Source organism: Propionivibrio sp. (assembly GCF_017995515.1).
GTDB lineage: Bacteria > Pseudomonadota > Gammaproteobacteria > Burkholderiales > Rhodocyclaceae > Propionivibrio.
In genome coordinates this window covers 1-13,611 of sequence record NZ_JAGOIT010000021.1, presented here as the reverse complement: position 1 = coordinate 13,611, position 13,611 = coordinate 1, and the positions used below count along the sequence as shown (strand labels likewise).

11 protein-coding genes and 1 pseudogene are annotated in these 13,611 nt (G+C 62.5%); 8 read left to right on the top strand and 4 right to left on the bottom strand.

What is annotated here, in order from left to right; all coding sequences use genetic code 11:
• Positions 1 to 31 precede the first annotated feature (31 nt).
• The gene (locus KBA32_RS05325) at positions 32 to 484 is read left to right on the top strand and encodes a Cd(II)/Pb(II)-responsive transcriptional regulator (protein WP_294356222.1); all 453 of its coding nucleotides are present in this window, start codon (positions 32 to 34) and stop codon (positions 482 to 484) included.
• Here the strand turns inward: KBA32_RS05325 and KBA32_RS05320 are convergent.
• From KBA32_RS05320 to pta, 3 genes are all read right to left on the bottom strand, one after another.
• Entirely contained in the window at positions 465 to 1,367 is a 903-nt protein-coding gene (locus KBA32_RS05320) for an SdiA-regulated domain-containing protein (protein WP_294356221.1), read from the bottom strand. The genes KBA32_RS05325 and KBA32_RS05320 overlap by 20 nt on opposite strands.
• 55 nt (positions 1,368 to 1,422) lie before the next feature.
• Positions 1,423 to 1,890 (bottom strand): TerB family tellurite resistance protein, encoded by a 468-nt coding sequence (locus KBA32_RS05315; RefSeq protein ID WP_294356220.1) that lies wholly within the window; start codon positions 1,888 to 1,890, stop codon positions 1,423 to 1,425.
• Between the two features lie 446 nt (positions 1,891 to 2,336).
• Positions 2,337 to 4,406 carry a phosphate acetyltransferase gene (gene pta / locus KBA32_RS05310; protein ID WP_294356219.1) on the bottom strand — a complete coding sequence of 690 codons (2,070 nt, stop codon included), beginning with the start codon at positions 4,404 to 4,406 and terminating at the stop codon, positions 2,337 to 2,339.
• Between the two features lie 316 nt (positions 4,407 to 4,722).
• Here pta and KBA32_RS05305 point away from each other — a divergent pair, with 316 nt between their 5' ends.
• The 7 genes from KBA32_RS05305 to modC all read left to right on the top strand — a co-directional run bounded on the left by KBA32_RS05305 (position 4,723) and on the right by modC (position 12,255).
• Positions 4,723 to 5,043 carry a helix-turn-helix transcriptional regulator gene (locus KBA32_RS05305; protein ID WP_294356218.1) on the top strand — a complete coding sequence of 107 codons (321 nt, stop codon included), beginning with the start codon at positions 4,723 to 4,725 and terminating at the stop codon, positions 5,041 to 5,043.
• A gap of 3 nt (positions 5,044 to 5,046) precedes the next feature.
• Positions 5,047 to 6,327 carry a type II toxin-antitoxin system HipA family toxin gene (locus KBA32_RS05300; protein ID WP_294356217.1) on the top strand — a complete coding sequence of 427 codons (1,281 nt, stop codon included), beginning with the start codon at positions 5,047 to 5,049 and terminating at the stop codon, positions 6,325 to 6,327.
• Between the two features lie 73 nt (positions 6,328 to 6,400).
• Positions 6,401 to 7,666, top strand: a complete 1,266-nt coding sequence (locus KBA32_RS05295) for a diaminopropionate ammonia-lyase (RefSeq protein ID WP_294356216.1) — start codon at positions 6,401 to 6,403, stop codon at positions 7,664 to 7,666.
• A 271-nt stretch (positions 7,667 to 7,937) separates the two neighbouring features.
• Positions 7,938 to 9,548: a xylulokinase gene (locus tag KBA32_RS05290; RefSeq protein WP_294356215.1), complete on the top strand. Its 1,611-nt coding sequence runs from the start codon at positions 7,938 to 7,940 to the stop codon at positions 9,546 to 9,548.
• Between the two features lie 167 nt (positions 9,549 to 9,715).
• Positions 9,716 to 10,459 (top strand): molybdate ABC transporter substrate-binding protein, encoded by a 744-nt coding sequence (gene modA / locus KBA32_RS05285; protein ID WP_294356214.1) that lies wholly within the window; start codon positions 9,716 to 9,718, stop codon positions 10,457 to 10,459.
• A 49-nt stretch (positions 10,460 to 10,508) separates the two neighbouring features.
• Entirely contained in the window at positions 10,509 to 11,186 is a 678-nt protein-coding gene (modB, locus tag KBA32_RS05280) for a molybdate ABC transporter permease subunit (RefSeq protein ID WP_294356213.1), read from the top strand.
• A 1-nt stretch (position 11,187) separates the two neighbouring features.
• On the top strand, positions 11,188 to 12,255 hold the full coding sequence (gene modC / locus KBA32_RS05275; protein ID WP_294356212.1) for a molybdenum ABC transporter ATP-binding protein: 1,068 nt from the start codon (positions 11,188 to 11,190) through the stop codon (positions 12,253 to 12,255).
• Between the two features lie 54 nt (positions 12,256 to 12,309).
• On the opposite strand, the pseudogene KBA32_RS05270 reads toward modC, so the two are convergent.
• Positions 12,310 to 13,430 (bottom strand): annotated as a pseudogene (locus KBA32_RS05270) (Tn3 family transposase).
• Between the last annotated feature and the right edge of the window lie 181 nt (positions 13,431 to 13,611).

Here is a 13,611-nt window from a genome sequence, read left to right as displayed (position 1 = left end):
CTACAGGGTCAAGCAGAGTTTGGAGCATGTGATGAGAATCGGCGAACTGGCAAAACAGAGCGGGTGCGATACGGAGACGATCCGCTTTTACGAACGCGAAGGGCTGCTTTCCTCCCCGCTGCGCGAAACGAACGGCTACCGCAACTACACCGAGTCGCACCTCGTGCAGCTCAACTTCATCCGGCATTGCCGCTCGCTCGGCATCGGTCTGCCGGACGTGCGCATCCTGAGGAGTTTTCAGGCGAGCCCGGAACTGGCCTGCGACGGGATCAACGAGTTGATCGAGCAGCAGATCGCGCGCATCCACCAGCAGGTCGAGTCCCTGCGTACGCTGGAACACCAGCTCCACGCCCTGCGCGACACCTGCCACGCGCATCAGACGGCGCGCGAGTGCGGCATCCTGCAAACGCTGTCACGCGCAGCCGAGGGTGAGGCGTGCTCGTGCCATGCGCCACCAGCCAGTGTCAGTCAGGCGCCCGCGTAAACCGGTAAAAGAGATTCGGCTCGGAGAGGATGTATACATCGCGATCGACGCCGATCGCCACGCCCTCGGCCTGCGGGACCGTCCGCTTGAGTCCGTGCCAGCCGGCGCGCAGTACGAGCATGTCGACGGCCTTGCCTGCACCGTCGAATTCGAGCAACACGCGCGATTCGTCGCTGAGCAGGAAAAGATGCCCGCTCGCCTCGTGGTAGGTGAGCGAGGACAGATCGCGCAGCATCATGTTCGATGGGGACTCCGGCAGCCATTCGTCGATGCTGAGGTCGAGCTTGCCGGTATCGAGCACTTCCCAAAGTCCGCTGATCTCGAAGATTCGCAGCGGATTCTTCTCCTTGACGATGAACATGCGATTGTTGTCGCTATCCCAAGAAACGCCCTCGTAGCCAACATTACGCCCGGCGTCGATGCGCAGGCCGAAGCGCGGCAGGTGCGTTGTATCGATCTCGGTCGCCGCGTCGTCGATCTCGATGCGGATCATCTGATGCTTGCCTTCGTCGGCGATGAAGAAAAAGTTGCCTTCCTGATGAGTGATCCCCTCGGCGTCCGAGATACCGCGCAGCGGGATGGTTCGCAGCAGTTTTCCCTCGGTCGTCAGTTCGGCAACTTGCGCCGGCTTGTTGATTACCGTGAATAAGGTTTTGCGCTCAGGATGAAAAGTCAGCCCGGACGCGTTGTCCGGGATGCCTTCCACCGAAACGGCGTCGATCGCAACCCGGTAGTTTGCCAGATCCAGCGCGGTCTTCTGGCCGTCGAAGCCGGAAAAACGCACGGTCAGCAAGTGGTAGCCGAGCGAGAACCAGTCGGAATACCACGCCAGCGACAAGGCGGCGGCCAAGGAAACGAACAAGGCGAGTAAAAGACGTTTCATTGCCGTCGCTCTTCCGGAAGGTTGGTCTCGATCAGAAGCACTTTACACACGATGCCTACGCGTGCGGCAAGCCAGCCGCCTGCCGCGCCCGCTGTTTGGCGGCGATGTAGTCGGCATGGCCGACGTAGAGGAGATCGGCGATCTTGCGCATCAGGTGGTTTTCGTGCGCGCTGATGTGGCCGTCGGACATGGCGACGTGCCACATGTTCTCGACAATGCGAACCTTCTGTTCGAGGCTGCACTGCTTGTTGATCAGCGAGGTGAACGGGTAGTAGCCGACCGCCTGCCGCGCCTCGGCATCGGCGAGCTTCAGCAGATCGCCCAGTTCGCCGGCTTCGAGCGAAAACTGTTCGCGCAGCGTCTTTTCGATCAGGGCGCTTTCCTCGGCGGCAATATGGTTGTCAGTGCGCATCATTTCGACGAGCAAGGCGGCCGTGGCGATCTGGAGCGTCTTGCCCGCCGTTTTGTCCTGCGCGCCCGAGTCGACGAGTTGGTTGAAGAAGCCCTTGAGGGTGGAAATCATGGGAATCCCGCGAGTGGTTGGTCTTGTGATCCAGGGACGGCGGTTGGCGTTCAACGCACCGTCGCAACGAAAACGTCGATTGTATAGCGACAACGTTTTCACTACGCCAAACCGCATAGTCAGTTAAGGAATCACCTTAAGTGCGCGCAATAAAACCATCATCCTGCGCGGGGAGTCTTTCTTGTCCACATTTTCTGTGGATAACTCTGTGGGTGAATCCTGTAAGGAAGGATGAAATGCCCGCCTGGCAAGGGTTTCAGTTACGTTGCGGTTTTGTTAAGCAAAACCGCAACTCGTTGATTTCAAACAAAATACCTGTTTGCAGAAAAATTACAGTCGATAACCCCTTGTTCTGTCTGGAAAAACAGGCGCGGATCAGAAACTGTTAATAAGTCAAGTCTTGACACGCCTGTTTTTGCTTCATTCCTGTCTGTTTGGTCGAATTCCTACGTCGCCGCGCTATCCTTCACGATCTGCTGCGCCTGGATGGCGGTCAGCGCGATGGTGAATACGATGTCATCGACCAGCGCACCGCGCGAGAGGTCGTTTACCGGCTTGCGCAGGCCTTGCAGCATCGGGCCGACGGAGACGACGTTGGCGCTGCGCTGAACCGCTTTGTACGTCGTGTTGCCGGTGTTGAGGTCGGGGAAGACGAAAACCGTCGCCTGCCCCGCCACCGGGCTGTCCGGCGCCTTCTGCCGGCCGACTTCGATGACCGAGGCGGCGTCGTACTGCAGCGGGCCGTCGAGCACCAGCTCCGGGTACTTGGCGTGCGCGATCCCGGTTGCCTCGCGCACCTTCTCGACGTCCTCGCCGGCGCCGGAAACACCGGTGCTATAGCTGATCATCGCGACCTTGGGTGTGATGCCGAAGGCGGCCGCACTGTCGGCGCTCTGCCTGGCGATTTCGGCCAGTTGCGCGGCGGTCGGCGCCGGGTTGATCGCGCAGTCGCCATAAACAAGCACCTGATCGGGCATGAGCATGAAGAAGACCGAAGAGACGATCGACGAGCCGTGCGCCGTCTTGATCAGCTGCAACGCCGGCCGCACGGTGCTTGCTGTCGTGTGGATCGCGCCGGAGACGAGGCCGTCGACCTCATCGACCGCCAGCATCATGGTGCCGAGCATCACGGTGTCTTCGAGCAGCGCCTCGGCCTGCTGGACGGTGAGTCCCTTGGACTTGCGCAGCTCGACCATCGGCGCGATGTATTGGCCGCGAATCGCGTCGGGATCGAGGATTTCGATCGATGACGGCAAGGTAATGCCCTGCGACGCAGCGACGCCCTCGATCGCTTCGCGCTTGCCGAGCAGCACGCAGCGGGCGATGCCTTTCTCCTCGCAGATGATGGCAGCGCGCACCGTGCGCGGTTCCTCGCCTTCGGGCAGCACGATCCGCTTGACGGAGGAACGCGCCTTCTGGATGAGCTGGTAGCGGAAGGCTGGCGGCGAGAGCTTGGTCGTCTCCGGAATATGGAACGATGCGGAAATCGTCTGCGTATCGAGCTGCTCGGCGATCGCGTCGAGCACCGTGTTCATGCGCGCGAGGTCTTCATGCGGCACGGCGTCGGGCAGGTTGCTGATGCGCCCGGCCGTGACGAAGCTGTCGCCTTCCGTGCGCAGGATCGGCAGGCCGGTGTTGAGCGCCGGCGCGGCGAGTTCCATGACTTGCGGCGTGATCGACGTCGAGTGTGTGAGCAGCAGTCCGGCGAGTTCGACGCCGCGGCTGGCGGCGAGCGCCGAGGCGAGGATGATGTCGTCGCGGTCGCCCGAGGTGGCAATCAGGGTGCCGGGGCGCAGGCGCGGGATCGTTTCGGCGACCGAGCGCGCCGCGATCAAGGTCTCATGCACGCGCCGCGTGGCGATTTCACCGGCCGATACGACTTCGGCGTTCAGGTGATGGGCGATGTCGAGCGTGCGCGGCGAGCGGAAAACCGGGTTGTTGCGGATGACGCCCCAGATGCGCGTCTTGCCGAGGCAGCGCTTGGCTTCCTCGACGTCGAAGCCTTCCGGCGCCTTGTTGAAGATGACGCCGGCGACGCGGCACCCCTCGTTCTTGAACTGGCTGATGTTGAGGCGCAGGTCGGCAACCGCGTTCGGCACCGACGCGTCAGCAACGACGATCACGTCGGCCTTGAGGCTGCTGGCGATGTCGACGTTGAGTTGTGACGCGAACGAATGCGATGAATCGGTGTGCAGCCCCTCGACGATCAGCACGCTGGTGCCCTCACCCGCGCGCATGCACAGCGTGACGATGTCCTCCATCAATTCGCTCGACTGATTGGCGGCGATGCGCTCGGCGGTCTCCTGCAACGAGAGCGGTTCGGGCACGGGCAACTGGAAGAGCGTGCGCGCGAAAAACTCCGAGTTGTCGGTAATGTCCTGGTCGACCGGCTTGGCGAAGCCGGCGTCAACGCCCAGCCGTTGCAGGGCGCGCACGATGCCGAGCGCCACCGACGTCAATCCGACGGCCTGCCGCGCCGGGGTTACCAGGAAGGTTTGCGTGAAACCGGAAGTCATCTATTGCTCTCTTTCGCTGAAAATGTCTCGATCGTTCGGCAGCGAGTACGGAAAAAACGTGAATTTCGTCGTACTGGTTTAGGCCACGGCGACAAGTTTACTTGAAGTCGGTTCAAGTCTCCCTTGGCAAATGTCGGACCTGGAAAGAAAGACTGGCCGCTGTTTGAAGAAAGTCATGTGTAACGGCGCGCAGGCGCATGTAAATAAACGGTTGCTTCGATTGTTGACCGGATTGAATTCATTGTTTTAATAGCTACAATTCAGTCTATAAAATATATCAACACTCATTAAAGGCGCTTTTATATATTTTATGGAATTGACGAACTCCCCAACCGAAGACTGGGAAAGCTATCTCGGCGAACAATTCCGGGCGATGCGGATTCGCGCTAACCAGGAACAACTCGAACTCGCCGAGCGCGCCGGCGTGAGCGTTGGCGCTTTGAAGAACCTTGAAGGCGGCAAGGGTTCGTCGGTCAAGACACTGATCAAGGTCGCGCGCGCACTCGGACGGACCGACTGGCTGGAGGCGCTCGCACCCAAGGTGAGCGTCAGCCCGATGCAACTCCTGAAGGCGCGCGCCAAGGCGGCGCCACGACAGCGCGTCTATCGACCGCGCAAGCGCAAGGAAGAGGAATAAGCCATGTATCGCCCGGTCGATCTCATCGAAGTCCGCGCCTGGGGCGCCACCGTCGGCGGCGTCTCCATTGACCCCGGCCTCGGCTACTACGTCTTTGAATACGACCCGAAGTGGCAGGCGCGCGGCATCGAGCTCGCGCCGCTGACCATGCCGGTCAGCCAGTCGCTGCACGTGTTTCCGCTCCTGCCCGAAGCCACCTACAAACGTCTGCCGGCGATGCTCGCCGACGCCCTGCCCGACGACTTCGGCAACGCGCTGATCGACGCCTGGATGGCGCGCGAAGGCGTGCCCAAGTCGGCGATCACGCCGCTCGACCGGCTCGCCTACCTCGGCGCGCGCGGCATGGGCGCGCTCGAATTCAAGCCGACGCGCGGGCCGCGTCATCGCAAGGCGACGGCGGTCGCCATCTCGCGGCTGGTGGTCAGCGCCCGTAACGCGCTCTCCGGCAAGTTCGACGGCGACCGCGAGACGGAGGCGGCGATCACCAACCTGATCCAGGTCGGCACCTCGGCCGGCGGCGCGCGCGCCAAAGCCGTCATCGCCTGGAATCCGAAGACGCATGAGATCCGCTCCGGGCAACTGCCGGCCGATCCCGGCTTCGACTACTGGCTGCTCAAGCTCGACGGTGTCGGCAAGGACAGCGAGCTCGGCACCGGCGGCTTCTACGGACGCATTGAGTACGCCTACTACCTGATGGCGTTGTCCGCCGGCATCGGGATGTTCGAGAGCCGCCTGCTCGAAGAAAACGGCCGCGCGCACTTCATGACGCGCCGCTTCGACCGCCAGAACGGCGCCAAGCAGCACATCCAGACCCTGTGCGCGATGCAGCACCTCGACTTCAAGCAGCGCAGCACGCACGACTACAACCAGTATTTCCAGGCCATTCGCGCGCTCAGGCTGCCGGAATCCGCGCTTGAGGAAGGCTTCCGGCGCATGGTCTTCAACGTGCTGGCCGCCAACTGCGACGACCACACCAAGAACCTCTCCTTCCTGATGGACGAGTCCGGCCAATGGCGCCTCTCGCCGGCGTACGACGTCACGCACGCCTACAACCCCAAGGGCGAATGGACGTACCAGCACCTGATGTCGGTGAATGGCAAGTTCCAGGGCATCACGCGGGCAGATCTGGAAGCCGTTGGCGACCGTTTCCTGATTCCCGGCTATCGACGGATCATCACCACTGTAGTCGAAGCCGTCCGACGCTGGCCCGGGTTCGCGGAAACCGCCGGGTTGCCGCCGGACGAGATGATACGGATTCGCAACGACTTTCCCGAGGTCGTCTGAGCAGCCCCTCCTGATTCAGCGCCGACCTCACAACTATCGCATTCTCCTTGACACCCAGATATCCAGATCAATCATGCGCTTCCTCAACCCTCTGGCCCAACGCCGTCCCTACGACATCGGCCTGCAAGCGATTCTGAACCTCACCGCCGGCCATCAGGCGCGCATTCGGCTATCCACCTGGAACCGTCTTTCACCCCATTCCACCCCCGCATGGTCACTGAACGGTCTGGCCGCGGCGCTCGGTGTCAGCACCATCACACTGAAGGACGAGTCCAAACGCTCGGCTTTGGGAAGCTTCAAGGTGCTTGGCGCACCCAACGCGCTGATCCTGCTCATCCAGCGCCGCTGGCCCGACCGTCACTGGACCGCCGCCGACCTGTTCGCCGGTGCGCATGCAGCCGCGCTGCACGACTTCGTCGTTACCAGCGCCACTGACGGCAACCACGGCCGTGCGCTGGCCGCTGCCGCGCAGAGCGTCGGCTGCCGTTGCGTCATCGTTCTCCACGCCAACGTGAGCATGGAACGCGAAGACGCCATCGCCGCGTTCGGTGCCGAGATCGTGCGCATCGCCGGCAACTACGACGACTCGGTGCGGGAAGCCGAACGCCTGGCGCAGGCCAACGGCTGGGATGTCGTCTCCGACACCTCGTACGACGGCTACGAGGCGGTGCCGCGCGACGTCATGCAGGGCTACGGCGTGATCGCCGAAGAAGTTCTCGAAAACGCACCCGATGGAGAATGCCCCTACACCCACGTCTTCCTGCAAGGCGGCGTCGGCGGGCTTGCGGCGGGCGTCGTCAGCCATTTTTGGGAGCGCTACGGCGAAGACCGCCCTACCTTCATCGTCGTCGAACCCGAGCAGGCCGACTGCCTCTATCAGAGCGCTGCGCACGGCCAACCGACGCGTGCTACCGGCAGCACCGATTCGGTCATGGCTGGCCTCGCGTGCGGTGAGGTGTCGCCGCTGGCGTGGCGTTTCCTGCAACCGACCGTTGACCTCTTCATGACGATCAGCGACACCGAGGCCGAGGAGGCGATGCGGGAACTGGCGGCCGGTAGACATGGCGATATCCCGGTCGTCGCTGGCGAGTCCGCCGTCGCCGGCTTTGCCGCGCTGAAAGCCCTGCTGGCCAACCCCGAATGGAGAAACAAAGCCGGCCTGAATGTCGATTCGTGCGTGCTGCTGATCAGCACCGAGGGAGCAACGGCGCCAAATGTGTACGAACACATCGTCGGCCGCAGTCACGAGGCGGTTGCCATTGCGCAGAAGGAATGGCTGGTACGAGACATCAACGCATTGACGACACCGGGCACCGTGCAGGATACGAAGGCACCGTAGGGTGTCAATGCAGCGAAGCGGAATTGCACCGATTCTTTCGGAGCAGGAGCATTTCGGTAGGCCTCGCCCGACACCGTCGGGCCGTCCCGACAGAATCCTCACAAACATCGGCTGAAAAGCCCCTACTTCCGCACGCCCCGTGCCCGGTAGAATATCGGGTTGCTGACTCGGCACAGCACACCGATAATTTATAGCCCGAGTCATGAGCAAGATCGTCGCTGTGCGCCCTTTGCAATGCCCAGACCAATCTCTTTTTAGGAAGCCATCTACCGTGACAAGCACATCAATTCAGGAAACGGCCAATCTCATCGCGCGTGGTCAAACCAGCATCGGGATGGAGCTGGGATCGACCCGCATCAAGACCGTCATGATCGGCCCGGACAATTCGCCGATCGCGGCGGGAAGCCACGACTGGGAAAACGCGCTCGTCGATGGCGTCTGGAGCTATTCGATCGAAGATATCTGGAAAGGTGTCCAGTCCAGCTACAAGAGTCTGGTCGACGAGGTCAAGGCGAAATACGGGGTGGAGATCAAGAGCACGAAGTCGCTCGGGATCAGCGGCATGATGCACGGCTACCTGGCCTTCGACAAAGACGACAACCTGCTGGTGCCCTTCCGCACCTGGCGCAACAACTTCACGGGCCAGGCTTCCGCCGAATTGACGGAACTCTTCCAGTACCCGATCCCTCAGCGCTGGAACATCGCGCACCTCTATCAGGCGATCCTCAATGGCGAACCGCACGTCAAGGACGTCCGCTTCGTCACGACGCTGGCCGGTTACGTGCACTGGAAGCTGACGGGCGAGAAAGTACTCGGCGTCGGCGAGGCCTCGGGTGCATTCCCGATCGACCTGAAGACGAGCGCCTTCGATACCCGGATGATCGGCCAGTTCGACGCGAAGGTCGCGCCCAAGAATTTCCCGTGGAAGTTGAGCGAGGTCCTGCCCCGCGTCATGGTCGCCGGTGAAAAAGGCGGCGAACTCACCGTCGAAGGGGCAAAACTCCTCGACGTCAGCGGCCAGCTCGGCGCCGGCGTGCCGTTCTGTCCGCCGGAAGGTGATGCCGGCACCGGCATGGTCGCGACGAACAGCGTTTCCACCCGTACCGGCAACGTCTCCGCCGGCACCTCGGTGTTCGCGATGATTGTGCTCGAGAAGGAACTGTCGAAGGTCTATTCCGAAATCGACCTCGTGACCACCCCGCACGGCAAGCTGGTGGCGATGGCGCACTCCAACAACTGCTCGTCGGAATACGACGCCTGGATCGCCATGTTCGACGAACTGCTCAAGGCCTTCGGCCAGACGGTGGACAAGTCGAAACTGTACGAGACGCTATTCAACCTGGCGCTGACGGGCGACCCGGACGCCGGCGGCCTGCTCGCCTACTGCTATCTGTCGGGCGAGCACATGACGCACTTCGAAGAGGGGCGCCCGATGTTCGTGCGCTCGCCGAACGGCAACTTCAACCTCGCCAATTTCATGCGCGTCGAGCTTTACACCGCGCTGGGCGCGATGCGTACCGGGCTGAACATCCTGTTCGAGAAGGAGTCCGTGCAGGTCGATGAGATCCTCGGCCACGGCGGCTTCTTCAAGACGCGTGAAGTCGGCCAGAAGATCATGGCGGCGGCCGTCAACGTCCCGGTGTCGGTGATGGAGAATGCCGGCGAAGGCGGCGCATGGGGCATTGCGCTGCTCGGCGCCTACATGGCGAACCGTGCTGAAGACGAATCGCTCGACGACTTCCTGCACAACAAGGTCTTCGCCGGGCAGAAGACCCACCGCATCGCGCCGAACCCGGCCGATGTCGACGGTTTCAACGCCTTCATGGAGCGCTACACGAACGGCCTCGAAATCGAACGAGCCGCCGTCAAGCATCTGAAGTAATCACCGCAACAGTGCTGCGGTTGGCGCCCTCGAGTCTGGTCACGCACTTCGTTCGGACTCGAGACGCCAACCGGCAAGTCTCCCTCCAATTTCAGCAGTCGCGTTCAGCAAAGGCGGCAGATCGGCCGGAAGCTTTCGGTACGCATGTACGCCTGGATAATGAAACCATGTCACGCCGTTTATTGATGATTACGGCGTTGTTCGTCGCGCCGCTCGCCTCCGCCGACGACGTTGCCGTTGCCGTCGCCGCCAACTTCACCGCGCCGATGCAGAAGATCGCTGCCGAATTCGAGAAGGACACCGGCCACAAGGTGCAGCTTTCGTTCGGCGCAACCGGCAAGTTCTACGCGCAGATCAAGAACGGCGCGCCGTTCGAGATCCTGCTCGCGGCCGACGACACGACGCCTGAGAAGCTGGGAAAGGAAGGCGCTGCTGTCGCCGGCAGTCGCTTCACCTACGCAATCGGCCGCCTCGTGCTGTGGTCGGCCAAGGCCGATTACGTCGATGACGCTGGCGCCGTGTTGAAGAAAGGTGAGTTCGCTCATCTTTCGATCGCCAACCCGAAGCTCGCGCCCTACGGTCAGGCGGCCATCGAGACGCTGACGTCATTGAAACTGCTCGACGTCGTTCAGCCGAAGTTCGTGCAGGGCGAGAACATCGCGCAAGCGCACCAGTTCGTCGCCAGCGGCAATGCGGAGCTTGGATTCGTCGCGCTCTCGCAGGTGATGAAGGAGGGCAAGATCGGCGAAGGCTCGGCGTGGGTCGTGCCGCAGGACCTTCACCAGCCGATCCGTCAGGACGCCGTGCTGCTCGCCACCGGAAAGGACAAGCCGGCCGCCGCTGCGCTGTTGCAGTATCTAGGCAGCGAGAAGAGCAAAGCCATCATAAAATCCTTCGGCTACGATAACTGAAAACCCGGCTGACCAACCCGCCTACCCCTGCCACCAGCAACCGCACTCGATGCTCAATCCCGACGATCTCCAGGCCCTCTGGCTTACCGTTCGCCTCGCCGCGACGGTGACGGCCATCCTCCTGCTGATCGGCACGCCGATCGCCTGGTGGCTGGCACGCAGCAAGGCATGGTGGAAAGGACCGGTCGCCGCTGTCGTTGCTTTGCCGCTCGTGCTGCCGCCGTCGGTGCTCGGTTTCTACCTGTTGATCACGATGGGACCGCACGGGCCGGTCGGCCAGTTCACCGAGTCGCTCGGCCTCGGCCGACTGCCGTTCACCTTCTGGGGATTGGTCGTCGCCTCGGTGTTTTACTCGCTGCCGTTCATGGTGCAACCGCTACAGACGGCGTTCGAGGGCATCGGCGAGCGACCGCTGGAAGTCGCCGCGACGCTGCGCGCTTCGCCGCTCGACGCCTTCTTTAGCGTCGCAGTGCCGCTTGCGCGACCGGGTTTCCTCACTGCTTCCATCCTCACGTTTGCCCATACGGTCGGCGAATTCGGCGTCGTCCTGATGATCGGCGGCAACCTGCCGGGCGTGACACGCGTCGCTTCGGTGCAGATCTACGACCACGTCGAGGCGATGGAGTACGCGCAGGCACACCGCCTCTCGGCCGTGATGCTGGTCTTCTCTTTCCTCGTCCTGCTCGTACTCTACGCCTGGCGGCCTGGCACGAAGAAAGGCGCCTGAGATGAGCGGCATTGAGGCGTGCTTCCGCATCGACTGGCCCGGTTTTACGCTCGACGTCGATCTCGTGCTGCCCAAGCGCGGCGTCACCGCGCTCTTCGGCCATTCGGGTTCGGGCAAAACAACGCTCCTGCGCTGCATCGCCGGGCTGGAACGTGCACCGCAAGGCCGGCTCGCCGTCGACGGCGAGATCTGGCAGAACGACGCGCACTGGCTGCCGACGCACCGGCGCCCACTCGGTTACGTCTTCCAGGAAGCCAGCCTGTTCCCGCACCTCAGCGTGCTCGACAACCTGCGCTACGGGATGAAGCGCACTGCAGCGCAACACGTCAGCCTCGATCAGGCGATCGAACTGCTCGGCATCGCGGCCCTGCTCGACCGCAAGCCGGATCTACTCTCTGGCGGCGAAAAGAGCCGCGTCGGCATCGCCCGCGCGCTCGCCGTCAGCCCGCGCATCCTGCTCATGGACGAGCCGCTCGCCGCGCTTGATCTGAAGCGCAAACAGGAAATCCTGCCCTACCTTGAAAAGCTGCACGACGAGCTCGACATTCCCGTGCTCTACGTCAGTCATTCGCCGGACGAAGTCGCGCGCCTGGCGGACCATCTGGTCGCCCTCGACAACGGCCGCTGCGTCGCCAACGGGCCGCTCGTCGATACGCTCGCCCGCATCGACCTGCCGATCCGGCTCGGCGAAGACGCCGGCGTGGTTATCGACGCGGTAGTCAGTGAGCGCGATCCGCAGTGGCATCTGGCTTGCGTGAGTTTTCCGGGCGGCCGGCTCTGGTTCCGCGATGGCGGGCATCCGATTGGTCATCGGGCGCGCGTACGCATCCTCGCGCGCGACGTGAGCATCGCCCGCGAGCGAAGCGAAGGCACCAGCATCCAGAACACTTTGCCGGCGTCGGTCGTCGCCATCGCCGACGATACGCACCCGGCGCTCGCGCTGGTGCACCTCGACGTCGGCGGAGCCACCGTGATCGCCCGCGTCACCCATCGCTCGGCCGCCGCGCTCGAACTCCGGCCGGGCCTGGCCGTCTGGGCGCAGATCAAGGCCGTCGCGCTCATCGGCTGAACGGCAAGGCCACACCTAAAGGTGGTCGTCTCAGAAAACGGAAAATAAAGCACGCTAAGCCGTTTGCAGCGGTCGTAGCGGCCTGAACTTGCCCGCGCCGATCTTGGCGCTGCGGCGCCAGAGGTAATCGCCGGTCAGGTTGATGTGCTCCCAACCAAGCGGAGACAGGCACTGCAACAGGGCGTCATCGACGGCTCGACCATGACCACGCAAGGCAAGTGCTGCGCGCTCCAGGTAGACGGTGTTCCACAACACAACAACCGCCGTCACAAGGTTGAGGCCACTGGCCCGGTAGCGCTGCTGCTCGAAACTGCGGTCGCGGATTTCGCCCGGGCGGTTGAAGAACACGGCGCGGTGCGAAGCGGAAACCGAGCTGGTGCATCAGCGCGAAGACGTGATCGGTATAGCCCGCCGTGTCGGTGTAGTGTTCCTCGATCCGCAAGTCGGACTCGTGGTACAGCAGGCCATCGAGCACGTAGGTCGAGTCGCGCACACCGACGTTCACGACCTTGGTGTAGAACGTCCGCCCTGGGCCGCTCCCGTAGCGCCGCTGCGGCTCGAACTTGGCCAGGTCGGCGGGCGTCATCTGGCCGCCCTCGCGGGCGATCTTGAGCAGCCGGTTCTGGTGAACCAGGCGTTCGATGCCGGAAGGCAGGTCGAGCGCCTGCCACGCCTTGAGGCGTTCGATGTGTTCCAGCATGTGCCGCGAATTCGGCTTGGCCGGTGACTGGCGCAACCGGGCCAGCCAGGTCGTCTTGCCGCTATCCCGGCTCGAGGCGATGGCGATGCACTTCCGACAACGGCTCGGTCAGCAACTGGACGACCTGCCGGTAGTGGCTCATCGTGAACGGCTGGAAGCCAACACTGTTTGCAGTTCGACCAGGTGCTCGCGCCGGGCTTGCTCCCTCTGCCCGTACTCGTCCCAGCTTTCGGCACCGACCTTAAGCTGATCGGCGACCAGTTTCAGCAAGGGTGGGAACGGCAGCTCATCGACGCCAAGGATGACCCCAGAGCTGCACGGCAAAGCCCAGACGGTTGGCCGGGCTGCGTCGCTGCCGGATGATGGAGAGGTCGCTTTCGCTGAACGTGTAGTAACGGATCGACTCTTCCTTGGTGTCCGGCAACGCCAGTAGCCTTTCGCGCTCGGCGGCGGACAGGATCGAACGACGGGGCATGCGGTTTCCTTTTTCTTGAAAACGTAGGTTTGCGACAAGCCTGCCGGGGCACTTAGTGCGGCACGCGAATCAAGGCGTTGCGATTCTCGAAAATAGTTCTTGAAATTCTATTCTTGATTAAATATCATCTCAACGAGTTTCGATAAGAAAGGATGCCCATGCGCCCGTCTGTTGTGCTAGA

What these genes read in the sequence shown, in the direction of transcription:
- KBA32_RS05325 (WP_294356222.1), top strand. Translation starts at nt 32, where the DNA reads ATGAGAATCGGCGAACTGGCAAAACAGAGCGGGTGCGATACGGAGACG.
- KBA32_RS05320 (WP_294356221.1), bottom strand. Translation starts at nt 1,367, where the DNA reads ATGAAACGTCTTTTACTCGCCTTGTTCGTTTCCTTGGCCGCCGCCTTG.
- KBA32_RS05315 (WP_294356220.1), bottom strand. Translation starts at nt 1,890, where the DNA reads ATGATTTCCACCCTCAAGGGCTTCTTCAACCAACTCGTCGACTCGGGC.
- pta (WP_294356219.1), bottom strand. Translation starts at nt 4,406, where the DNA reads ATGACTTCCGGTTTCACGCAAACCTTCCTGGTAACCCCGGCGCGGCAG.
- KBA32_RS05300 (WP_294356217.1), top strand. Translation starts at nt 5,047, where the DNA reads ATGTATCGCCCGGTCGATCTCATCGAAGTCCGCGCCTGGGGCGCCACC.
- KBA32_RS05295 (WP_294356216.1), top strand. Translation starts at nt 6,401, where the DNA reads ATGCGCTTCCTCAACCCTCTGGCCCAACGCCGTCCCTACGACATCGGC.
- modA (WP_294356214.1), top strand. Translation starts at nt 9,716, where the DNA reads ATGTCACGCCGTTTATTGATGATTACGGCGTTGTTCGTCGCGCCGCTC.
- modB (WP_294356213.1), top strand. Translation starts at nt 10,509, where the DNA reads ATGCTCAATCCCGACGATCTCCAGGCCCTCTGGCTTACCGTTCGCCTC.
- modC (WP_294356212.1), top strand. Translation starts at nt 11,188, where the DNA reads ATGAGCGGCATTGAGGCGTGCTTCCGCATCGACTGGCCCGGTTTTACG.